The 21728-nt window shown below is 42.9% G+C and carries 23 protein-coding genes; all 23 read right to left on the bottom strand.

Translation table 11 applies throughout. The features are described 5' to 3' along the window. Positions 1 to 400: 400 nt before the first annotated feature. Positions 401 to 1195, bottom strand: a complete 795-nt coding sequence (locus D0463_RS04280) for a phosphatidate cytidylyltransferase (RefSeq protein ID WP_117305465.1) — start codon at positions 1193 to 1195, stop codon at positions 401 to 403. Between the two features lie 25 nt (positions 1196 to 1220). Next, on the bottom strand, positions 1221 to 1994 hold the full coding sequence (locus tag D0463_RS04275) for an undecaprenyl pyrophosphate synthase (RefSeq protein WP_117305463.1): 774 nt from the start codon (positions 1992 to 1994) through the stop codon (positions 1221 to 1223). Positions 1995 to 2352: 358 nt separating this feature from the next. Beyond that, positions 2353 to 2910, bottom strand: a complete 558-nt coding sequence (gene frr, locus D0463_RS04270) for a ribosome recycling factor (protein ID WP_117305461.1) — start codon at positions 2908 to 2910, stop codon at positions 2353 to 2355. A gap of 2 nt (positions 2911 to 2912) precedes the next feature. Then, on the bottom strand, positions 2913 to 3632 hold the full coding sequence (pyrH, locus tag D0463_RS04265; RefSeq protein WP_117305458.1) for a UMP kinase: 720 nt from the start codon (positions 3630 to 3632) through the stop codon (positions 2913 to 2915). Between the two features lie 96 nt (positions 3633 to 3728). Beyond that, positions 3729 to 4613 (bottom strand): translation elongation factor Ts, encoded by an 885-nt coding sequence (gene tsf, locus D0463_RS04260; RefSeq protein ID WP_117305456.1) that lies wholly within the window; start codon positions 4611 to 4613, stop codon positions 3729 to 3731. A gap of 590 nt (positions 4614 to 5203) precedes the next feature. Next, entirely contained in the window at positions 5204 to 5938 is a 735-nt protein-coding gene (rpsB, locus tag D0463_RS04255; RefSeq protein ID WP_117305454.1) for a 30S ribosomal protein S2, read from the bottom strand. Between the two features lie 157 nt (positions 5939 to 6095). Then, the gene (locus tag D0463_RS04250; RefSeq protein ID WP_117305452.1) at positions 6096 to 6758 is read right to left on the bottom strand and encodes a hypothetical protein; all 663 of its coding nucleotides are present in this window, start codon (positions 6756 to 6758) and stop codon (positions 6096 to 6098) included. A gap of 10 nt (positions 6759 to 6768) precedes the next feature. Continuing rightward, positions 6769 to 7083, bottom strand: coding sequence for a hypothetical protein (locus D0463_RS04245; RefSeq protein WP_117305449.1), 315 nt, complete (start codon positions 7081 to 7083; stop codon positions 6769 to 6771). A gap of 15 nt (positions 7084 to 7098) precedes the next feature. Further along, complete coding sequence (locus D0463_RS04240; RefSeq protein WP_160118359.1) at positions 7099 to 8451, bottom strand: flagellar assembly protein A; 1353 nt, start codon at positions 8449 to 8451, stop codon at positions 7099 to 7101. A 25-nt stretch (positions 8452 to 8476) separates the two neighbouring features. After that, positions 8477 to 9244, bottom strand: coding sequence for a FliA/WhiG family RNA polymerase sigma factor (locus tag D0463_RS04235; protein WP_117305445.1), 768 nt, complete (start codon positions 9242 to 9244; stop codon positions 8477 to 8479). A 47-nt stretch (positions 9245 to 9291) separates the two neighbouring features. Continuing rightward, on the bottom strand, positions 9292 to 9789 hold the full coding sequence (locus D0463_RS04230) for a chemotaxis protein CheD (RefSeq protein ID WP_117305442.1): 498 nt from the start codon (positions 9787 to 9789) through the stop codon (positions 9292 to 9294). After that, positions 9782 to 10420 (bottom strand): chemotaxis protein CheC, encoded by a 639-nt coding sequence (locus D0463_RS04225; protein ID WP_117305440.1) that lies wholly within the window; start codon positions 10418 to 10420, stop codon positions 9782 to 9784. The genes D0463_RS04230 and D0463_RS04225 overlap by 8 nt, the downstream gene beginning before the upstream one ends. Before the next feature lie 4 nt (positions 10421 to 10424). Further along, positions 10425 to 10898, bottom strand: a complete 474-nt coding sequence (locus D0463_RS04220) for a chemotaxis protein CheW (protein ID WP_117305437.1) — start codon at positions 10896 to 10898, stop codon at positions 10425 to 10427. Between the two features lie 102 nt (positions 10899 to 11000). Continuing rightward, positions 11001 to 13037, bottom strand: a complete 2037-nt coding sequence (locus D0463_RS04215) for a chemotaxis protein CheA (RefSeq protein WP_117305435.1) — start codon at positions 13035 to 13037, stop codon at positions 11001 to 11003. A gap of 20 nt (positions 13038 to 13057) precedes the next feature. After that, positions 13058 to 14149: a protein-glutamate methylesterase/protein-glutamine glutaminase gene (locus D0463_RS04210; RefSeq protein WP_117305433.1), complete on the bottom strand. Its 1092-nt coding sequence runs from the start codon at positions 14147 to 14149 to the stop codon at positions 13058 to 13060. 14 nt (positions 14150 to 14163) lie between these two features. Then, the gene (locus D0463_RS04205) at positions 14164 to 15033 is read right to left on the bottom strand and encodes a MinD/ParA family protein (protein ID WP_254052707.1); all 870 of its coding nucleotides are present in this window, start codon (positions 15031 to 15033) and stop codon (positions 14164 to 14166) included. After that, positions 15030 to 16184 (bottom strand): flagellar biosynthesis GTPase FlhF, encoded by a 1155-nt coding sequence (gene flhF / locus D0463_RS04200; RefSeq protein WP_117305430.1) that lies wholly within the window; start codon positions 16182 to 16184, stop codon positions 15030 to 15032. The genes D0463_RS04205 and flhF overlap by 4 nt, the downstream gene beginning before the upstream one ends. Then, on the bottom strand, positions 16181 to 18217 hold the full coding sequence (flhA, locus tag D0463_RS04195; RefSeq protein ID WP_117305428.1) for a flagellar biosynthesis protein FlhA: 2037 nt from the start codon (positions 18215 to 18217) through the stop codon (positions 16181 to 16183). The genes flhF and flhA overlap by 4 nt, the downstream gene beginning before the upstream one ends. Positions 18218 to 18250: 33 nt before the next feature. Further along, entirely contained in the window at positions 18251 to 19333 is a 1083-nt protein-coding gene (gene flhB / locus D0463_RS04190) for a flagellar biosynthesis protein FlhB (RefSeq protein WP_117305425.1), read from the bottom strand. A 2-nt stretch (positions 19334 to 19335) separates the two neighbouring features. Beyond that, the gene (gene fliR, locus D0463_RS04185) at positions 19336 to 20112 is read right to left on the bottom strand and encodes a flagellar biosynthetic protein FliR (protein WP_117305423.1); all 777 of its coding nucleotides are present in this window, start codon (positions 20110 to 20112) and stop codon (positions 19336 to 19338) included. A 3-nt stretch (positions 20113 to 20115) separates the two neighbouring features. Continuing rightward, positions 20116 to 20385: a flagellar biosynthesis protein FliQ gene (fliQ, locus tag D0463_RS04180; protein WP_117305420.1), complete on the bottom strand. Its 270-nt coding sequence runs from the start codon at positions 20383 to 20385 to the stop codon at positions 20116 to 20118. 14 nt (positions 20386 to 20399) lie between these two features. After that, positions 20400 to 21065: a flagellar type III secretion system pore protein FliP gene (gene fliP, locus D0463_RS04175; protein ID WP_117305418.1), complete on the bottom strand. Its 666-nt coding sequence runs from the start codon at positions 21063 to 21065 to the stop codon at positions 20400 to 20402. Then, entirely contained in the window at positions 21062 to 21709 is a 648-nt protein-coding gene (locus D0463_RS04170; protein ID WP_117305416.1) for a flagellar biosynthetic protein FliO, read from the bottom strand. Before D0463_RS04170 ends, fliP begins: the two co-directional genes overlap by 4 nt. Between the last annotated feature and the right edge of the window lie 19 nt (positions 21710 to 21728).

Here is a 21728-nt window from a genome sequence, read left to right as displayed (position 1 = left end):
AGGTTTTCTGCTCGATGATCAGGTTTTCTGCTCGATAATCAGGATTTCTGCTCGATGATCAGGTTTTCTGCTCGATGATCAGGTTTTCTGCTCGATGATCAGGTTTTCTGCTCGATGATCAGGATTTGTGCTCGATAATCAGGATTTCTGGTCGATAATCTGGATTTCTGCTCGATGATCAGGTTTTCTGCTCGATAATCAGGATTTCTGCTCGATGATCAGGTTTTGCTCGATAATCAGGATTTCTGCTCGATGATCAGATTTTCTGCTCGATGATCAGGATTTCTGCTCGATGATCAGGATTTCTGCTCGATAATCAGGATTTCTGCTCGATAATCAGAATTTCTGTCTTACGTCGATGTCAACCCATCCTCGGCACGTAATACTTTATTCTTACTTATCAGCCAATCAAATGCAAGAAATGTAGGATCGGCAAAATAAAAATTAAGCTGTCGAGCCTGTCTAAAATTCCGCCATGGCCTGGTAAAAGTTTACCTGAATCCTTTACACCATAATGTCTTTTGTAAGCTGATTGAACAAGATCGCCTAATTGCCCGAAAATAGAAATCACGATGCTTACAAACATTAGTCTAACGAAAGTGAGCTCGATGTTGCTAAGAAGGTGGAACAGCAGCCCGACAATCACGGCGCTTGCTATGCCTCCAAAAAAGCCTTCAACCGTTTTATTCGGACTGATTTCAGGCCAAAGCTTCCTTTTACCGAGAGAACGTCCGACAAAATAAGCTCCTGAGTCGGTTGCCCATATCGTAAACAGGGCAAAAATTATATACATCAGACCCGCCGATTCCCGTGTCTCATACAAATAAAAGAAGCCCATTCCTACGTAAAGAACGGAAAGCAACAGAAATCCAGCATCGTCAAATGTAAATTTATTTTTCGAGACGACAGTACTGATTAAATATAAAATGACACCCCACAGCACCAAATGTGTTTTGTCGTAAGCAATCGCGTCCAAAAAACCGGCATACTCCCCAGGTAAGAGAAGCAACCAAAGCAATATGAATGATAAGATTGATACAAAAGAAAATAAAGCGATTTTTTTCATTCTGATTAATTCAAACAACCCAATTGTAGCCATCGCATAAACCAAAATCAGAAATGGCAGCTCGCCTAAAGTGACTATCGGCAAAAATATAGCCGCTGCTATTATTGCAGTTATGATACGTTCTTTCATTAGTAAATTATCCTCGCCTTCTTAACTAGACACCACCGTATCTTCTTGACCGGTTCTGATAAGCTTCGATGGCTTCCAATAAATGCTCTTCGCTGAAATCAGGCCAAAGGACATCAGTAAACCAAAATTCGGAATAGGCCACCTGCCAAAGCATGAAATTGCTTAACCTCATCTCCCCGCTTGTACGGATAAGCAAATCCGGATCAGCTATTTGACTAGTCATTAAATAATTAGAAAATAACTCCTCGGTTATATTTCCCCCTATTATACCATCTTTAGTGTCGGATACTACTTTATTAACGGCCGTAATGATTTCAGCCCGAGATCCATAGTTAAGCGCAAAATTCAGGATCATTCCATCATTAGCCTTTGTATCTTCCATTGCTTTATCGACTGCCTTGCGGGTATGATCTGGTAAAGCTTGCCTGTCCCCGATCATTTTCACCTGTACATTTTCCGCCACAAGCTCTGGCAGGAAAGTCCCGAGGAATTCCTGGGGCAATTTCATCAAATATTCCACTTCGCTTTTAGGCCGTTTCCAATTTTCTGTAGAAAAAGCATAAACGGTAAGAGCCCCTACTCCCAGTTCATTGGCCAGCCTTGTTATCTTGCGGACAACCTTCATGCCCTCATGATGTCCAGCGACACGCGGAAGAGCCCTTTTCTTTGCCCAGCGTCCGTTGCCATCCATAATAATCGCGATATGCCGAGGAACTTCACCAGCCTTCACATGCGCAAATCTATTAGTCACATCCGGAGAAGCCGCTTTTCTAAACAGACGCTTCCAAAATGAATACATACGTTTGTCCCCCAATAGGTAGGTTGTACTAAGGTACCTAACGATTCAATTCCTTGCTTTATGTAAATGAATACTGAAAGAGAACCTATTCTATAATATCAAAAAATCCGCACTTCTCCTATATTATTATGAAAAGCCTAGCAGTTATAGAAGATTAAAGCCTTTAAAAAGAATAAAAAAAGCAGGCCAAAGCATGGATGTACAGGCGATGTTTTTTGAGTGCAAGCCGATAAAAACCAGCAACGATTTTTATCGGCTTGCACTCGTTGCAAAACCTGAGAACATCTACACTTTTGGCCGGCCCTTTTCGTCTACTTTGCCCGCGATTTCGCCTGAAATAATCAGATTGACCGGAGACTTATACTTCCAGTATTTCTTTTTCTTTATCTTTAGTAATATCGTCGATTTTACTGATGTAACTGTCTGTTACTTTTTGAATATCATCCGAGTAGCCGCGCAGGTCATCCTCGGTGATTTCACCATTTTTCTCGAGTTTTTTTAAATCATCATTAGCATCGCGACGGATGTTGCGGATGGCAATTTTCGCTTCTTCCGATTCTTTTTTGACAACCTTCACCAATTCTTTTCGGCGCTCTTCTGTCAAAGCCGGAATCGCAATCCGGATAATGGAACCGTCGTTCGAAGGGTTCAAACCTAGGTCAGATTTCAAAATCGCTTTTTCAATATCACCTAATACCGTTTTGTCATACGGCTGGATCACGAGTAACCGGGCTTCCGGAACCGAAACTCCCGCTAACTGGTTAATCGGTGTGGGAGCGCCGTAGTAATCTAGAGATATTTTATCCAGCAACGATGCATTGGCCCTTCCTGCACGGATGCTGGCCAGCTCACGGGTATACGCGCCAATTGCTTTGTCCATTCTATCTTTCGAGTTTGATATAACAGTTTTTGGCATGATTATTTCCCCCTTACAATAGTTCCAAGCTTTTCGCCTGAAACGGCTCGTTTAATGTTTCCTTTTTCCATGATTGAGAAGACAATCAACGGGATATCATTATCCATACAAAGCGAAGAAGCGGTTGAATCCATGACTTCCAGACCTTCTTTTAAAACATCAAGATAGGAAAGCTCGTCATATTTCTTTGCGTTCTTATCCTTTGACGGATCGGCACTGTAAACTCCGTCCACGTTGTTCTTGGCCATCAGGATCACATCCGCTTCGATTTCGGCAGCCCTTAGTGCGGCTGTCGTATCCGTCGAAAAGTAAGGATTCCCAGTTCCAGCAGCAAAAATAACCACTCGTTTCTTTTCAAGATGTCTGATTGCGCGGCGTCTGATATATGGTTCCGCTACTTGTCTCATATCGATCGAGGTCTGAACGCGCGTCTCAATCCCCAGCTGTTCCAAGCTGTCCTGCAGAGCAAGGGAATTCATCACCGTCGCAAGCATGCCCATGTAGTCCGCATTGGCGCGATCCATCCCCATTTCACTTCCGATTTTCCCACGCCAGATATTTCCGCCTCCCACCACGACAGCCACTTCCACATCCAGCTCGGCAACCTCTTTAACTTGTTCAGCTATCGATTTAATGACAGATGGATTGATGCCAAATCCTTCGGCACCGGCTAACGCTTCACCGCTTAGCTTTAATACGACCCGTTTATATTTCGCGCTCATGAGAACCTCCACTATGTAATCTATGTGATCTTTTAAAAAATAGGGAACACAAATTGTGTTCCCTATTAATACTAATCAGGTGATTGCTTGTATCAATTAGTTTTTATTTACCTGGCTCATAACTTCTTCTGCGAAGTTATCCTGACGTTTTTCGATGCCTTCTCCAACTTCAAATCTTACGAAGTTCTTGATTGTAGCGCCTTTGGATTGTACGAACTCTCCGACTTTTTGATCAGGGTTTTTAACGAAAGATTGGTCAACTACGCAGATCTCTTCGTAAAATTTGCCAATCCGACCTTCTACCATTTTTGCGACGATCTTTTCAGGCTTGCCTTCATTCAACGCCTGTTGAGTAAGGACTTCACGCTCACGCTCGATTTCATCAGAAGAAACTTGGTCGCGTGAAACGTATTTCGGCTTTAATGCTGCGATATGCATAGAAACGTCTTTAGCAGCATCTGCATCCGTTGTTCCTTCAAGAACTGTCAATACGCCAATTCTTCCGCCCATATGAAGGTAAGCGCCGAATGCGTCGCTGTCACCTTTAGTCAATACTTCAAAGCGACGAAGCGTTAACTTCTCACCAATTTTAGAAATAGCAGCGTTGATATATTCTTCAATCTTTGTACCGTTATCCATCGTCTGTTCCAGAGCTTCTTCAACAGAAGCAGGTTTTTTAGCCAACAAGTGGGCAGCAAGTTCCTTAACTAACACTTGGAAACCTTCGTTCTTTGCAACGAAATCTGTTTCAGAGTTTACTTCAAGAATAACCGCTTCGTTTCCTTCAACCAGGATGTAAGCTGAACCTTCAGCTGCAACGCGATCAGCTTTTTTGGCAGCCTTCGCGATTCCTTTTTCGCGAAGGTAGTCAATCGCTTTTTCCATATCGCCATCAGTTTCTGTAAGTGCCTTTTTGCAATCCATCATGCCGGCACCCGTTTTTTCACGCAGTTCTTTTACCATTTGTGCAGTAATTGCCATCTTGGAAATCCTCCTCATAGTTATGTAACTTATATAATCTTTCACCACATTGGCAAAATCTAAGCCTGATTTACAGGAAATCTCCTGAAATATCCGTTAAAGAAAAACACAAGCGCCCTGCAAGTAATGAACGTCGACTAATACCTGCCACATCGTGTGGCAAACGCCGACGCCAGCCCATCCTGGGCAAGTCCGACCAGCATAAGGCGCACCTCGTAGGAGGGCCAAGTAAGGACCCTCAGCTAAAATCCGTCACGTCCTGTGACGAACGCTGACGCCACCACATCCTGTGGAAGTCCGGAGAGGGATGACTTATTTACGACCTCGAGGCTGACTAAAACCGCCACGTCCTTATGTCTTCGTCGGCACTAGCACGTCCTGTGCGTCGGGGCTGGGCTGCTTACGCTAGACATCCATCCATGTTGAAAAATTTATACTTTTCTTATCTTTTAAAGAAAACCCGCCGGTTGGCAAGCCGTTTCAGGCAAGCCAAAGGCGTAGTTAAAACTTATGCAGGTTAGGAAAGTTACACTTCCCCATCTGCAAAAAAAGGTGATAAAAGGCTTATCCTCTTATCACCTTTTTACTAATTAAGCAGTCGTTGTTTCTGTTTCAGCTTCCGTTTCAACAGCAGCTGTTTCTTCGCCTTGCTTAGCTTCCAAGATAGCGTCAGCCATTTTGCCAGTTAATAATTTAACAGCACGGATTGCATCATCGTTTGCAGGAATAACTACATCGATTTCGTCTGGATCACAGTTTGTGTCGACGATTCCTACTAGCGGGATGTTTAATTTATGAGCTTCCGCTACCGCGATGCGCTCTTTGCGAGGGTCAATCACAAAAATTGCGTCTGGAAGGCCCTTCATATCTTTAATGCCGCCCAAGAATTTTTCAAGGCGTTCTAATTCTTTTTTAAGTTGAATGACTTCCTTTTTAGGAAGCACTTCGAATGTGCCGTTTTCTTCCATCTTCTCGATTTCTTTTAGACGGGAGATACGCTTTTGGATTGTTTCAAAGTTTGTTAAAGTTCCACCTAACCAGCGTTGGTTTACATAGTACATGCCAGAACGGATCGCTTCATCTCTAACAGACTCCTGCGCTTGTTTTTTCGTGCCAACGAAAAGGACAGTTCCTCCGTTAGCAGCCACTTCTTTAACGAATTTGTAAGCTTCTTCAACCTTTTTCACCGTCTTTTGAAGGTCGATGATATAGATGCCGTTACGCTCAGTGAAGATGTACTTCTTCATTTTTGGGTTCCAACGGCGGGTTTGGTGTCCGAAATGCACACCAGCTTCAAGCAATTGCTTCATAGAAATTACTGACATTTTGTTTCCTCCTAATTGGTTTGTTTAGCCTCCGCTCCGATCATTTTCAAACAGAAACTGTAAAACAGCACCATCTGCTTGAATTACGAAACGTGTGTAATAACACCATGAAATAATATAGCATATACAAGTATGACAATCAAGCAATTTCCAACACTTATATCCTGAATTTTAATAAAAGCTCGATTTCAGTTTTCCCTTTGTTTAACTTTTTGGCAATCTCTTCAGTTGTCATGCCTTGATCATGCATCTCAAAAACGTCTTGAGTTAGCGATTGAGGACTGCTGTTTACAGCTTTAATCAGAGTTTCCTTGAAATTGTTTTTAGGTGTTTCTTCCATAACGTCTGGTTGATCTGGCCGGTCACCTGGGGCAGAGATATCAATTTTGTCTGGTCTTTCGGTTAGGCCGGCAGGTTCGTACCCTGTTGATTTTTCTGTTTCGTCAAGAGGTTTCTGGTTTTTGTATGCTGAAACTACTACGCTCTTAGAAACCTTCCCCACAGCAGGAGGATTTAATTTTTCAGTTGCAGGAGGGATGGGCTCCATAGTGGCTGATGGTCTATACGGGGCTTTGGTCGCGGTTTCCTTTGCCGCCTGTTTTTCCAGAAGATCAGGCCTGTGAAGTTTCTCGAGGAGCAATTCATTTTCTTCCTTCATTTCCATTACGAAAGCGCTCATTAATTCCTCGATTTCAGCCATTGCTTCTTTTTGGTTTCTTTCAGTCGCCATCAAACGATTTTGGCGTAGAAACAGAATAATGACAGCAAAGATCGTGAGGATATTCAATAAAAAAAGTATGAAGATGATAAATGCATTCATATTAGACCTCTTATCCGGAATAGTCTATGCTTATTCCCTTATAAGGATGTTGATATTTTTTTTGTCTTGAATCAACTGTTTTTTTCTTACCAGGTTGACGCTGGTTTCCTTCTTGACTGGCACCTTCGCCATCCTTGTGTAGTGACGGTTTTTCTTTTTGTTCCTGCTTTATGACTGCTGTGCGTTTTTTTTCATCGTCTTTGTGAACCTCATTAGCTGCATGATGGTGGGCAAGCTGATCTTTTTGTTGCCATTGCTCCTGGATCTTGCCGGCATCATGCGTTCGAGGCAGTGCGACTTGCAGTTCTATCGCTTTTAAACTCATAGGAAACTCCTGCCTTTACAGTGGAATTGAAGTAATTTCACCTTGATTCAGGAAGATCTTCACAGAGGATATTGGGTTATGAATTAACTTCGAATATTTAGAAAAATGGATTTGGTTGTTTGGATACAGTTGCCCCTTCACCCTTAAATAGGAATGGGCACCAGGATTATCTTTTTCATGAAGCTCAGCCAATTCCAATTCCAGATTATCAAGCTGGCTTTTAAGCGCAAAATACGTTGCTTGCTGCCTTTGCAGCATTTCTTGTTCTTTGCCTTCCGCATTGCCCTTTGCTGCCAATACCATCTTCAATTTTTCTTTTAGCGCTTCAAGTTTTTTTAGGGAGTCTTTCAATTTGAATATCTCGGCCTGTACCTGACGTTCCTTTTCAACATTTTCCGCAAAGCTGCCAATAAATAGATCAGCCCGGGCGAAATGTTGATTGCCGATTTCACTCACTTCGATTACTTCACCCGCGGAAAGCTTCCCGCCTATAATATTTTCTCCTTTGATTTTTCTGCCTGCCGTAACTGCGCTGTTCATAATAAAGGTCTCTGTTACAATATCATTTCCGGCTTCCACATTTGCCTGGTTCAGATAACGTGTATGAAGGTCGACTCCTGCCTTGACGCTTCCTTTTAACTGCCCGGCTATACCACCTCTTATATGAATGGAACCACCAGCCTCAATAACCGATGCTTCAACAATTCCGTTAATCCGAATATCACCACCTGCTTTGATGCGATAACCTGGCGGAACATTGCCGTGAATCGTGACGTTGCCGATGAAATCAACGTTTCCTGTTTTCATATCTATATCGCCTTTGACCTCGAAAATAGGAAATACATTGATTGAATTAGAGGTGATACTGATTTGTCCATCCGTTGTTGCAAAAAATTGATCATTTTGAAACAAAATGTTTTTTCCTGGTTTCAATCTTAGCTGGCGACCATCACGGGCAGGAAGTATATTCCCGTAGATATCCTTTCCGGCAGTTCCCTGGGTGGGAGAGATGATGCTGGCCAGCAATTGACCATCTTTCACCGAAGGAATGGTCAGTATATTGCGAAAATCAAACTTATCACCACTAGTACTCTTTTGTTCTTCATGGATTTCATTCTGTAAATAAGCGTCCTCCCCATTTTGCGGGGGTATTCCTTCCGCTACTGTTACCGGATACTCCACGCTATATGGATTATCGCAAATTTGTTGAATCACTCCGTGTTTATAGCCAAACACGATTTTCCTTTCCTTAAGGAGGCCCAGTAGTGCGTCTTGATCCCAGGCAGTGTCGTCTGTTACATCAGGATTTATCGTCAAGGTAGCAGACAACCGATTTTTGGACACATTGATATCAAAGAGGCGATTCATCGTAAACACCATCCCAATTTATTCTTTAATGTTTTACATCCTGCAAAGTGTTTCGCAACTTAAAAATAGCTCTAGAATGGATCTGGGATATTCTGGATGTAGATAAACTCATTACCTGTCCAATTTCTGTTAATGTCAATTCTTCTTTGTAAAACAACTGAAGTACCAACTGTTCTTTTTCATTTAAGGTTCCAATGACCCGGGACAATTCTTCATACAATTCTTCCTTCAGGAGGCTATCCTCTGGAAGGATTGCCCTCTCGTCCTTGACATGGAAGTTCGTTCCTTCTTTGTCTTCCTGTTCCTGCGGAGACTCGTCCATGGAAAGGACATTCGCAAAAAAGTTTTCATTCAAAGCGGAATACACTTCATCTTCCGATATATGCAGGTATACAGCAATTTCCTCGGGTGTTACGTTTCTCATATGCTTTTGTTCAAGTTCTTCAATGGCCGCCTCTATTTTTTTTGCTTTTTCCCGGGCGCTGCGCGGCAGCCAATCCTCTTTTCTCAAGCCATCAAGGATGGCCCCGCGGATACGGAATGATGCATATGTATCGAACTTTAAATCCCGTTTCGGATCAAATCTTTCCAACGCATCGAATAATCCCATCATCCCGAGACTTCTAATATCATCGCGGTTTACATTCTTGGGCAGATTAACAGATATTCTTTGGACATGATAGGAAACGAGGGGCATGTATTTTTTTACCAAAATGTCCCCTGCTTGAGGATCACGGCAGTCAATCCAATTCTTCCAATGCAGCTGCTCTTCTCCAGTAGTCAGTTGAGACATGGGTTACCTCCTAGCTTGCGGAAAATACTTTTCTATGAGACCTAACATTATATATCTATGACTCTTTTATTAACCGTTCTGATATTCAACATATTTGTTTTTGGATTGAACTCGATTGTTCTTCCGCTGTTTCCCCCAACATCTTCCGATACAATTTGAATCCGCAATTCGTCGAGGGTGGTGCGCACCGCCTCTACATTGCGTGGTCCGATCCTCATCAGATCGCTCCCGTTTGAAAACTGAAACATCTGGGCGCCCCCAGCCATTTTTGCCTGCATCGATGATAGCCTTGCCCCTTTATGCACCAGACGGTTAACCAATTCATAGAGTGCGGTGTCTGCATATTTCGCTAGATTCATTGGGCTGCCCTTTGAAAGGGTGGAGTCCGGAAGCATAATATGAGCCATGCCGGCTATCTCTTTCATTTGATCAAAAACCACAACCCCCACACATGATCCGAGTCCCGAAGTCCTGATTGTGTCAGGAGCCCGGACGATGTTCATATCAGCAATACCGACTTTGACGATGTTCATTAAATCAGTCATTTGAGTTAACTCCTAAAGAGGCAAAGATCGTTTCAAACGACTCTGGATCCGGCAGCATGAAAAAATGACCGTTTACACTGTTTGTATCTTGCCCAACCTCAGAAAGTGCCGTATCAATGACAATCACATAATCACTTACCTGTGAAAGTTCCAGTAAGCCGTAGCTGATCGTTGCTCCTGCCATGTCGTAGCTTAGAGCCGGTACAGACGGATATAGATGAAGGCCAGTGAAGTCAGATAAAGCCGAGAGATAGGACCCGGACAGGATATTTCCAAGTTCCTGAAGCGCAGACATTGACAGCTCTGAAAATGGCGGCATCTCAAAGGAAAAATCTTTTTCATCCGTCATTTGATGTATAAAGTACATAGCCTGATGGGGGGACAGGACAAAAAGGATAGTTCCCGGAGCATCTCCTTCAATTCTTAGGTAAACGCTCAAAACAATCGTTTCCGCGCCGCCCGCCAAATCCAGCATTTCATCGAATGAAAGGATCCGCACACTCGGTACTTTCATATCAATCTTTTTAGTTAACAGCTTGGATAGCGCCGTAGCCGCATTGCCGGCCCCGATATTTCCGATTTCCTTTAAAATATCGAGATGGACAGCTGAGATCTTTTCAGTGAACGACATATGTTTATCCTTCTATACTTAGAGATTCTTTTAAATCTTCAGGATTCAATATCTTTTCAAGATCGACTAAAATCATCAGTCTTTTTTCAATTTTTGCCACTCCGGAAATATACTCTGCTTCCACCGTTCCGACGACTTCAGGCTGCGGTTCAATATTCGAAGACGGGATATCGATTACGTCGTTCGCGCCATCCACAATCAATCCCACTTCCATATCATCTAAAGACACAATAATGATTCTGGTATCTTCCGTATACTCCGCTTGTTCAATGTCGAAGCGTACCCGTAAATCGATAATAGGCGTCACGACACCTCGTAAATTGATGACCCCTTTTACAAATGGCGCAGTTCGTGGAACCCGCGTGATATGAAGGCCTTTTTCAATGGCGCGAACAATATGGACGGGAATCGCGTATTCTTTATCTTTTATTTGAAAAACTATGACTTTTATTACTTCTACATCTGTTTGGATAGACATAATGTTATCCCCCTATTTAACTGTTAATTTTTTTCAAGTACTCTCTTCATTGTAAAAGTGAGAATGCAGCACATATTTGGACCGCACTCTCACAAATCTAAGTTATTTAATCAAAGCGTTGCAATCGACAATCAACGCAACCTGTCCATCGCCAAGAATCGTTGCTCCCGATATCGCGAATGCGGAGGTCAGATAGTTGCCGAGTGATTTAAGCACAATTTCTTGCTGCCCAATAAACGAGTCGACAACCAACCCAGCCATTTTATCTCCCTTACGGACGATAATGACTGAAAAGAACTCATCATCTTCTTCGACAACAGGTACCTCGAAGATATCTTTTAAGAATAACAGTGGCAACACATTGCCACGGAAATCAATTACTTGCTGATCATGCCCGTTCATAATCTCTTCTTTTTTGATGATGGCCGTTTCGATAATGGATGAGAGCGGCACAGCAAACTTTTCCTTTTGAATTTCAACAAGCATGACCGATATAATCGAAAGCGTAAGCGGCAGCTGGATTAAGAAAACAGAGCCTTTGCCTTCGGTAGAATCTATCGATACCGTTCCGCCGAGTGATTCAATCGTATTTTTTACTACATCCAGACCGACACCACGACCGGAAATATCAGAAATGGTTGCCGCGGTTGAAAAACCGGATGCGAATATTAATTCATAGACTTGCTTATCTGTTAGAGTTGCCGCTGTTTGTTCAGAAATAATTCCGTTACTTAACGCTTTCTTCAACACGTTTTCCCGTTTGATGCCAGCACCGTCATCCGTGATTTCAATAAACACATTGTTTCCGCTGTGATAGGCTTTGAGAACGACGGTACCCTCTTCACTTTTGCCTGCCGCCAAACGGACTTCCGGCGTTTCCACGCCGTGGTCAAGCGCATTTCTTAACAAGTGGACAAGCGGATCGCCAATTTCATCAATAACGGTTCGGTCCAGTTCCGTTTCTGCGCCGATAATTTCAAGATTGATTTTCTTATTAAGGTCTCTGGCAAGCGTACGAACCATTTTAGGAAAACGGTTGAATACCGTCTCGACCGGCACCATTCTCATGTTTAAGATAATGTTTTGCAAATCACCGGTTATGCGCGACATTCTTTCTACGGTTTCGTGCAGCTCCTGGTTATTCAATTCCCTTGAGATTTGCTCAAGCCTGCCGCGGTCGATGACAAGCTCTTCAAAAAGATTCATCAAAATATCCAATCGTTCGATATTGACGCGGATCGTTTTGCTGCTCGCCTGCTTGCCTGATGGTTTTTTCTTCGTTTCTGCAATCTGGTCTGCCTGTATTTCTACAACAGCTTCAGAGGCAGTTGCATTCACATTTACTTCTTCACTGGTCTGGACTCTTAAAGTCTCGAAATCAATCGTGCTGATTTCTACCTTCTGGACTTCAGATACCTTCATCACTTTCTTCTGGACATCTTCTTTGGATTCCTTCGTTATCACAGTGACCCTAAACTCATGATCAAACTGTTCTTCCTCCAACTGATCCGCGGTTGGGGAAGATTTAACGACCTCACCGATACTCTCAAGAACTTCGAAAACCATGTATACGCGCGCTGCCTTGAGCAAACAATCTTCACTGAGCCCCACCGTAATTTCGTAGCTTTCAAACCCCTGTCCCTTCGATTGCTCGAGAACCGTCAATTCAAACTCGTCGTACGTGCTTTTTGCCCTTGTCTCCATGACAGGAGCTATGCTTGCGGCTACCTCTTGATTAGTGGATGCGCTAAGCGGTGATTGTCCCTTTTCGATGAGCTGCAATTGCTCAACAACGCGCGAAACGTCTCTCTTTCCGTCTCCGCCTTCCGCAATCGAGGTAACCATCGCTTCCAAATCATCAACCGCTTGAAAAATCACATCGAATATTTCTGAATTCAAGACAATTTTTTGATTGCGGATTTCATCTAAAACATTTTCCATTTTATGAGTCAGATTAGCCAAATCTTCGTATCCCATTGTGGCTGACATTCCTTTTAACGTATGGGCTGACCGGAAGATTTCATTTACAATCGTAAGGTCACTTGGATTTTTCTCTAGCTCCAATAGTTGCTCGCTGCATGTTTGGAGGTGCTCTTTGCTTTCATCTATAAAGACTTCTAAATATTGATCCATATCCATAGAAATCCACTCCCCTTCAATTAACAAAATGTAACGATAGTCTTTGCTATCTTATCTATATCCTCAACAGAATCCACTAAGTTGGTGGCAATGGCGGCTTTAGGCATCCCGAAAACGATCGATGTTTCTTGGGATTCAGCTATTGCCTTTACGTCTCCCTTGTTCTTCAGCTGAATCAGTCCTTTAGATCCATCACTGCCCATACCTGTCATGATGACGGCAACTTTATTAAATTCCGGAAATTCACTGACTGATTCGAATAAAACATCAACCGACGGGCGATGGCCGCCTCTAGGCTCAGATTTATCAAGCGAAACAGCAAGGTTCATACCCATCTTTTTCACCTTCAAATGATAGCCCCCTGGGGCTATATAAGCGGTACCAATATGTAAAACCTCGCCATCTTCAGCCTCTTTCACGGTTATGGCCGACAATCCATTAAGCCTGTCTGCGAGCGATTTCGTAAACCCGGCAGGCATATGCTGGACAATTAAAACCGGTGCCTCCAAATTTTCCGGCAGCCTTGTCAATACAGCTTGCAATGCGCGTGGACCACCTGTAGACGTACCGATGACAATGAGCTTCTTTTTGCTAGAATTCCAATTTTTGAAATTATTGGATTTTTTCGTTTCTGATTCTATTTTACTATATTTGTTTCTATCTGACACAGAAATTTCGACATTTATATAACTTTTTTGCAGACGATGAACGCTTGTCTTACTTGCCGCGATGATTTTTTCTATCAGCACCTGTTTGATCTTATGTAAGTCCAAAGAAATGGATCCTGATGGTTTCGCTACAAAATCAAAAGCCCCCATGTTCATGGCTGTAAATGTACTATCTGTCCCTTCCCGGGTTGTGCTTGATAGCATGATGACAGGGGTCGGAAATTTTTCCATAATAATCTTCAATGCCTCGAGCCCATTCATAACCGGCATTTCCACATCAAGTGTGATAACGTCAGGTTTATGCTCCTCAATTTTCTTGAGCGCTTCCTCCCCATTCCTGGCGGTTCCAATTACTTCAATCCTGTCTTCTTCCGACAGGAATTCAGTAATCAGCTTTCTCATAAATGCAGAATCTTCGACAATAAGTACTTTTATTTTTTCCATTTGAAGGGACCCCCCTACCTTCCCACAAAATAACTTTTTAATTTCCCTAAAAAGTGGCTTTTTTTCAAGAAAAGATCATCCTTAAATTCACCATCTTCATATCGTGCTGCAATTTCTAATAATGACTTGGAAACAATTGATTCAGAGTTATATAGTACAAATGGAATTTGATTCGTAACCGCCTTTGAGACTGATTTATCATCCGGTAAAAAGCCCAACGGGATAATTTCTTTCTGTAAAAATTTATGAAGTGCATTTTGAATCCGTTTTACCGTTTCCTGGCCTTCTATTTCCGAAAGAACCCTGTTGCAGACAAGGAAGAATGGAAGCTCCTGATTGATAGAATTCAAATATTTTATGACAGAATAAGCATCCATCACCGCCGTCGGTTCCGGAGTCGTAATGACAATAAGATCATCTACGCACAACATAAACTTGGTAGAATCATCATTGATGCCCGCACCCATATCGAAAATAATATAATCATAGTCACCAAGGAGCCCGTTGAATTCCTCGAGAAAGCGGTCAAACAGCTGCTCTTCCAGCTCAAACAGTTTGGTCAAACCTGTTCCGCCGGCGATTACAGAGATATTTTCAGGGCCGGACGAGATGATTTCTTTCAGCGTCTTTCCGTATTCAAAAAAGTCGATGATGCTCATCCCGGATGTATTCCCCATCAAGATATCAATATTACCCATGCCGATATCCATATCGAACAGGAGTACGCTGTGTCCTTTTTTGGATAAGGTGATCGCGAAATTTAACGAAAAATTTGATTTTCCGACGCCGCCCTTTCCGCTAATGACGGCAACGGTCCTGGCGACAGAGTGAAGATTTTGTTGTCTCAGCCGATTTCGTAGATTTTCTGCTTGATCCCTCATCATTTGTGTACTCCAATAACCGTTTTTGTAATCAGAGAAGGGCTCGCCTTTTCGATATCATCCGGCACGTTTTGCCCATTTGTGATATAGGCAGCGCCGATTCCATGTTTGACAATAAAGTTGAGCATGGTTCCAAAGCTTGACGTTTCATCGGCTTTTGTGAAAATCAGCTGTTTGATCGGAATAATCGAAAATTGCTCGAATATTTCTTCCATATCGTTTTGTTTAGCGGTCAAGGACAGAACGAGGAAGGTTTCCATTTCTCGTTCAAAATCAATGATTGTTTTCAAATCACGAACATATTCCTGATTTCTGAAATTTCTCCCGGCCGTATCAATAAATACTAAATCATAGTGCGCGAACTTTTCCGCCGCATTTTTAAAATCATCAAGATTATAGGCCACTTCGATCGGAACATTTAAAATCTTGGCATACGTTTGAAGCTGGTCGATTGCCGCGATTCTATATGTATCTGTTGTTATAAAGGCCACCTTTTTGTTTTGCTTGATCATGCTTTCGGCCGCAACCTTTGCCAGAGTAGTTGTTTTGCCAACCCCGGTCGGCCCGACAATATTAATATATTTTTTTTGAAAAGGCTTTTCATGATGAGGCACTTTTTCGAGTTTTTCAATCAATTCAGCTTCCAGCCAACCTTTTACCTCTGGAGTGGAGGCACCATCTTTATGGGAAAACCACTTTCCCAGCAGGGCATCCATTACTTCTCCCCTTAACTGGTAATCAATTTCCTGCTTCTCCATCAATGCATACATTTCTTTTAAAGGACCCGGGTATTTCGCATAAATATCTGAAGCTTCATGATTGATTCCTTTTAATAGCTCCTTCAGCTCGGACAGTTCTTTTAAGATTTCTCCTGAAGGAGGCCCTGCACTTTGTGATGAACGATTCAGATTCACATCGGTGGGTGGATTATTCTGTGGCTGCCTTTTCTGTTTTTGTTTCTGGACAGGAGGATTTTGTCGGGCGACCGGTTCGACGGCAGCGACGACTTCAATGCTCCGCTTTTTGAACATACCGAGAAATCCGCCTGAATAGACGGGCTTAGAACTAAGAATGACAGCTTCGTTACCTAGCTCACCGCGAATTTGTTTCATCGCTTCATTCATCGAGGATGCCACATATTTTTTCACTTTCATTCTACGTTCACCACCCCTATACTTTGTACTTCCACATTGGATTCCAATTCATTATAGGAAAGAATCGGGACTTGCGGAAAATATCGTTCCGTCAATTGCCTTACATACATGCGAACTGCCGGGGAACATAACACAATCGGCGTTTGTTCCATCAGTGCCAGCTCTTCAAGTTTGGAAGCAATGGCTTCGAGGATGGATTGGGAATCATTTGGATCGAGTGATAAGTAGTTCCCCTGATCCGTTTGCTGGACTGCGTCCGCTATCAGCTTTTCCACCTTCCCGGATAAAGTAACGACCTTTAAGCTGTCATCGCCGACCGCAAAGCCATTCGTTATTTGCCTGGCTAAATTCTGGCGTACATATTCAGTCAGCAGGTCGGTATCTGTTGACAGTCTTCCATAATCAGCCAGCGTTTCAAAAATGACCGGCAAATTGCGGATCGATACTTTCTCTTTTAATAATTTGGCCAGTACTTTTTGGATTTCACCGATCGTTAAAGGATTTGGCGTTACTTCTTCTACAAGAATCGGTGCCGATTCCTTCAAATGATCGATAAGCTGTTTCGTTTCCTGTCTTCCCAGCAATTCATGAGCATTCGCTTTGATGATTTCCGTTATGTGTGTCGAAACGACACTTGGGGGATCGACTACCGTGTAACCCATCATTTCTGCCTGTTCCTTCATTTCTTCTGAAATCCATTTTGCCGGAAGGCCGAATGATGGTTCGATCGTATCAATCCCTTCGATCGAATCATCTTCAATGCCCGGGCTCATGGCAAGAAAATGATCGAGCAACAGCTCACCCCTCGCCATCTCATTTCCTTTTATCTTCAAACGGTATTCATTTGGATTCAGTTGAATATTATCCCTGATGCGGACGACCGGGATAACAAGGCCCATTTCGATGGCGAGCTGCCTGCGAATCATCACGACGCGGTCCAGGAGGTCACCTCCCTGATTAGCGTCAGCGAGCGGAATCAGACCATAGCCAAATTCAAATTCGATTGGATCAACGCTTAAGAGATTTACGACACTTTCCGGACTCTTCATCTCATCTGTTTCAATTTCTTCTTCCATATCCTGAAGCTCCTGCGGATCCGATTTCGGTGTCCTGGAAATCATATATCCGCCATACGCCAACAAACCAGCCAGTGAAAACGTTAGGAAATTAGAAATCGGTGTAACTAGCCCGAGCATAAAAATTGTTCCAGCCGTTACATAAAGCATGGTCGGAAATCTGAAAAGCTGGGAAGTGATATCCGATCCAAGATTCCCTTGAGATGCTGCACGTGTCACCACAATACCCGTCGCCGTGGAGATTAACAAGGCTGGCACCTGTGTGACTATGCCATCACCTACCGTAAGCAGGGAAAAGTGTTTAGCAGCCTCGCCGAAACTTAAATCCTGCTGCAGCATCCCAATGATCATTCCAAAAATCAAGTTGATTAAGACAATGATGATGCCTGCAATCGCGTCACCTTTGACGAATTTGCTGGCTCCGTCCATAGAACCATAGAAGTCGGCTTCCCTGCCAACTTTTTCACGCCGTTCACGGGCTTCCGCCTCCGAAATCATCCCGGCATTCAAATCCGCATCAATGCTCATCTGTTTTCCCGGCATCGCATCCAGCGTAAACCGCGCCGCAACCTCGGAAACACGCTCGGAACCTTTCGTAATGACAATAAATTGGATAATAACTAAAATTAAGAAAACGACCATACCAACGATGATATTTCCACCTACGACAAACGTTCCGAATGTATGCACCACGTCGCCCGCGTCACCATGGGTCAGGATCGAACGGGTTGTTGAAACATTCAAACCAAGTCTAAAAAGGGTCAAAAGCAACAATAGGGAAGGGAAAATGGAAAACTCAAGCGGCTCCTTCATATTCATCGTCGTTAAAAGAACCAAAAGAGCAAGAGCAATATTTATTAAAATCAAAATACTCAACAGCCATGTCGGCAATGGAATAATCAACATGGCAACAATCGCAATTACACTTATTAACACCGTTAAATCTCTTGCTGACATTTTCCTCTCTCCTTATCTGCTTTTAACATGGATCTATATCTTGCCTTTTGTTTTATAAACAAACGCCAATATCTCGGCGACTGCCTTAAAAAAATCTTCCGGTATCGCCTGCCCAATTTCCGTCTGGTCATAAAGTGCCCGGGCAAGCGGCCGATTCTCCATCAAAACCACATCGTTTTCCTTAGCGACATACTTAATCTTTTGGGCAACAAAATCCACACCTTTGGCAACCACATATGGCGCATCAAGCTTACCCTCGTCATACTTTAAAGCGATCGCGTAATGCGTTGGATTGGTAATGACGACGTCGGCCTTGGGAACTTCCTGCATCATTCGCTGCATCGCCATTTCCCTTTGTTTTTGTTTGATCTTTGATTTGATCAACGGGTCGCCCTCTATATTTTTATATTCATCTTTAATATCCTGTTTGGACATCCGAATATTTTTTTCATAGTCATATTTTTGGTACATATAATCAAGCAGTGATAAAAAAAGTAACGCGGCGGAAGCGTATAAACCCACCTTTACGGTAATATCCGCCAGTATCGCAAGCGTTGCTTCGGCTGACTTCTGTGAAAGAGTCATGATTTCATCCATTCGCTGCCAGATGACAAGAAAAGCCACAAGGCCTACGAAGGATATCTTCAGGATCGATTTTAGCAATTCCACAATCGCCCTCATTGAGAAAATCCGTTTAAAGCCCTTTATCGGGTCAATTTTATCAAGCTTGAATTGAATGGCTTCTGTCGAAAACAGAAAGCCAATTTGTAAAAAGTTTGCCGCGACCCCGGCAATGAGAGCAACCCCCATCACAGGTATCATGACAATCGCGGTTTTCTGTAGCATATCTATAAAGATGGGCATGACAGTTTCTTCACTTAATGTTGTTAGCATTGGATCCTGAAAGGATTCAATAAATAAACCGATGATTGCTTCTTTCATAGATGGGCCGGTTACGATGAACAGCATAAACACCGCAAGCAGTACAATGGCTGTGTTAACGTCCTGACTTTTAGCGACCTGGCCCTTTTTTCTCGTATCTTGGCGCTTTTTTTGTGTAGCCTTTTCTGTTTTTTCACCGGAGAAAAATTGCAAATCAAGCTCTAACCATTTCATTTTCAACTTCCTCCGATCAACTCCATTAACCCTCTCATGGTCACAATCAAGTATTCAAACAGCTGCTGTACAACAACCATCATCATGCTCATGACGACAATTAAAACGATAAAGCTGACAATAATTTTAACCGGCAATCCGACGACAAAAATATTAAATTGTGGGACGGTTCTCGCAACAATTCCAAGCGCGACATCGACTAAAAACAAACTGCCCACGACCGGTATCGACATTTGAAAGGCGATGATAAATGTCTGGTTAAAGGCTTTGACGACATATTCAAGCAAGTTACTGTCACCGAAAGGGATCCAGGCCTGATCAATCGGGATGAACCGGTAGCTGTAAAAGATTCCATCAAGCAGCATATGATGCCCGTTCGCCCCCAGTAAAAACAATAGGGAAATCGTGTACAGATACTGGCCCATCAATGGACTCTGCACCCCAGTCTGCGGATCGATCACGTTCGCTAACGCGAAGCCGCTTTGAAAATCAATGAACGCTCCGGCTATCTGGACCGCAGACAATATCATGAAAGCGACAAATCCGATCAACAACCCGATAAGGGCTTCTTTGATAATCAACATGAAATAATTCGCGTCAATCTCAAAAACCGGCGCATCGATGGTGTAATACATAATCCACGCAAGAAACAAACTAAGACCGATACGGTGGGCTGTCGGAATGGTCCGATACGAAAAAATCGGCATCGTCACAAAAAAAGAAACAACCCGGACAAATACTAATAAAAAAGCCGGAAACTGCGGAATAATTTCTTGCATGATTTAACCTACAAATCTATTTAGATTGCTGAATATTTCACTGGCATACGACAGCATATGGGATAACATCCATGGTCCAAGCAGGATAATCCCGAGCAAAACAGCGACAATTTTCGGGACAAACGCAAGCGTCTGTTCTTGAATTTGCGTCGTCGCTTGGAAAATACTGATGATAAGCCCCACTACCAGCGCAATCAGCAACAAGGGCCCGCAAACAATCAATATCGTAAATATGCCGCGTTCAGCCACTTGAATGACAAAATCAGGACTCATTTAAATTCACCCGCTTAAAAACTCTGTAATAATGACTTCACAACGAGATACCATCCATCAACCAAAACGAATAACAGTATTTTGAAAGGCAGAGAGATCATGACAGGAGGTAGCATCATCATCCCCATTGACATGAGGACACTGGCAACGATCATATCGATGACCAAAAATGGAATAAATATCATAAAGCCAATTTGGAACGCTGTTTTAATCTCACTGATCGCAAAAGCAGGAACCAGGGCGGTCAATGGAATATCCTCAATGCTTTCGGGCCTGTCCATTTGCGCATAATCCAGAAATAGAGCGAGATCCTTCTGACGCGTATGCGCGCTCATAAACTCCTTGAAAGGCAGTGCGGCTTGCTCGTAAGCCTCTTCCAAATCAATCTTTTCCTCGAATAAAGGAGTCAGCGCCACATCATTTACTTCTTGAAAAGTAGGGGCCATGACAAAAAACGTCAGAAAGAGAGAAAGTCCGATAATCACCTGATTCGGCGGCATTTGCTGCGTGGCAAGTGAGGTTCTTACAAACCCAAGCACAATCACGATTCTCGTAAAACAGGTCATCAATATCAAAATACTTGGAGCAAGTGATAAAACAGTCAGCAGCAAAAACATTTTAACTGAAGTGGAGACATTGGACGGATCACTGTTGCTAAAGAACTCCATAAATTCGTTCATTTTCTGTCCCTCTCCTCTTCATCCAGCTTCTTTACCACCTTTTTCCTGTCTTTTGAAAGTTCCTCAAGCTGTTTTTTAAACTGTGAGGCGAAGCCTGTCGAATTTGAATCAGAAACAATGAACTTCTGCTTCAGTTTTGTTATGAAATCGCCGGGCTGTATCATTTGTTCCATTTTCACATTGTAATTCTGAAGCAGTTCCCCGTACTCTTCTTCATTGTCGATTTCTTTTAACAGCTGAATCGTCTCACCTACCCCGACGACCAAAATGGAGTTACCCACTTTAATTAGCTGGACGGAACGGTTTGAGCCAAGGCTTGTGCCCCCGATATTTTCAATGAAATTGGCTTTCTGATAGGAGCGGCTTTTCTTGTTGATGAACCTGAGAGCTATATAAAGAAGAGCAACTACAAAGATAGTTGCAAAAATCATGCGCGCGAAATCCCAAAAGGAGAGCTCCGTACTTCCGGAGCTTGCGGCTTCTTTTTCACTTTCAGATTCTTTATCCGCGGGTTTGTCAGGTTGTTCAAATGAATCCTTTACGCTTCCATCGACACCTTCTGCCTGAACGGCAAGTCCCACAGAGCCAAACAGGACGATTGCTAAAACCAGCAGAATCTGAAACCATTTTTTAATTAAAAACAAGTTGCTGACACCCTCTTAA

It is taken from the genome of Bacillus sp. V59.32b (assembly GCF_003429085.1).
Taxonomy (GTDB): Bacteria; Bacillota; Bacilli; order Bacillales; family DSM-1321; genus Peribacillus.
This window is presented reverse-complemented; position numbering and strand designations above follow the sequence as displayed.

What these genes read in the sequence shown, in the direction of transcription:
- D0463_RS04280 (WP_117305465.1), bottom strand. Translation starts at nt 1,195, where the DNA reads ATGAAAGAACGTATCATAACTGCAATAATAGCAGCGGCTATATTTTTG.
- D0463_RS04275 (WP_117305463.1), bottom strand. Translation starts at nt 1,994, where the DNA reads ATGTATTCATTTTGGAAGCGTCTGTTTAGAAAAGCGGCTTCTCCGGAT.
- frr (WP_117305461.1), bottom strand. Translation starts at nt 2,910, where the DNA reads ATGCCAAAAACTGTTATATCAAACTCGAAAGATAGAATGGACAAAGCA.
- pyrH (WP_117305458.1), bottom strand. Translation starts at nt 3,632, where the DNA reads ATGAGCGCGAAATATAAACGGGTCGTATTAAAGCTAAGCGGTGAAGCG.
- tsf (WP_117305456.1), bottom strand. Translation starts at nt 4,613, where the DNA reads ATGGCAATTACTGCACAAATGGTAAAAGAACTGCGTGAAAAAACGGGT.
- rpsB (WP_117305454.1), bottom strand. Translation starts at nt 5,938, where the DNA reads ATGTCAGTAATTTCTATGAAGCAATTGCTTGAAGCTGGTGTGCATTTC.
- D0463_RS04250 (WP_117305452.1), bottom strand. Translation starts at nt 6,758, where the DNA reads ATGAATGCATTTATCATCTTCATACTTTTTTTATTGAATATCCTCACG.
- D0463_RS04245 (WP_117305449.1), bottom strand. Translation starts at nt 7,083, where the DNA reads ATGAGTTTAAAAGCGATAGAACTGCAAGTCGCACTGCCTCGAACGCAT.
- D0463_RS04240 (WP_160118359.1), bottom strand. Translation starts at nt 8,451, where the DNA reads ATGAATCGCCTCTTTGATATCAATGTGTCCAAAAATCGGTTGTCTGCT.
- D0463_RS04235 (WP_117305445.1), bottom strand. Translation starts at nt 9,244, where the DNA reads ATGTCTCAACTGACTACTGGAGAAGAGCAGCTGCATTGGAAGAATTGG.
- D0463_RS04230 (WP_117305442.1), bottom strand. Translation starts at nt 9,789, where the DNA reads ATGACTGATTTAATGAACATCGTCAAAGTCGGTATTGCTGATATGAAC.
- D0463_RS04225 (WP_117305440.1), bottom strand. Translation starts at nt 10,420, where the DNA reads ATGTCGTTCACTGAAAAGATCTCAGCTGTCCATCTCGATATTTTAAAG.
- D0463_RS04220 (WP_117305437.1), bottom strand. Translation starts at nt 10,898, where the DNA reads ATGTCTATCCAAACAGATGTAGAAGTAATAAAAGTCATAGTTTTTCAA.
- D0463_RS04215 (WP_117305435.1), bottom strand. Translation starts at nt 13,037, where the DNA reads ATGGATATGGATCAATATTTAGAAGTCTTTATAGATGAAAGCAAAGAG.
- D0463_RS04210 (WP_117305433.1), bottom strand. Translation starts at nt 14,149, where the DNA reads ATGGAAAAAATAAAAGTACTTATTGTCGAAGATTCTGCATTTATGAGA.
- D0463_RS04205 (WP_254052707.1), bottom strand. Translation starts at nt 15,033, where the DNA reads ATGATGAGGGATCAAGCAGAAAATCTACGAAATCGGCTGAGACAACAA.
- flhF (WP_117305430.1), bottom strand. Translation starts at nt 16,184, where the DNA reads ATGAAAGTGAAAAAATATGTGGCATCCTCGATGAATGAAGCGATGAAA.
- flhA (WP_117305428.1), bottom strand. Translation starts at nt 18,217, where the DNA reads ATGTCAGCAAGAGATTTAACGGTGTTAATAAGTGTAATTGCGATTGTT.
- flhB (WP_117305425.1), bottom strand. Translation starts at nt 19,333, where the DNA reads ATGAAATGGTTAGAGCTTGATTTGCAATTTTTCTCCGGTGAAAAAACA.
- fliR (WP_117305423.1), bottom strand. Translation starts at nt 20,112, where the DNA reads ATGCAAGAAATTATTCCGCAGTTTCCGGCTTTTTTATTAGTATTTGTC.
- fliQ (WP_117305420.1), bottom strand. Translation starts at nt 20,385, where the DNA reads ATGAGTCCTGATTTTGTCATTCAAGTGGCTGAACGCGGCATATTTACG.
- fliP (WP_117305418.1), bottom strand. Translation starts at nt 21,065, where the DNA reads ATGAACGAATTTATGGAGTTCTTTAGCAACAGTGATCCGTCCAATGTC.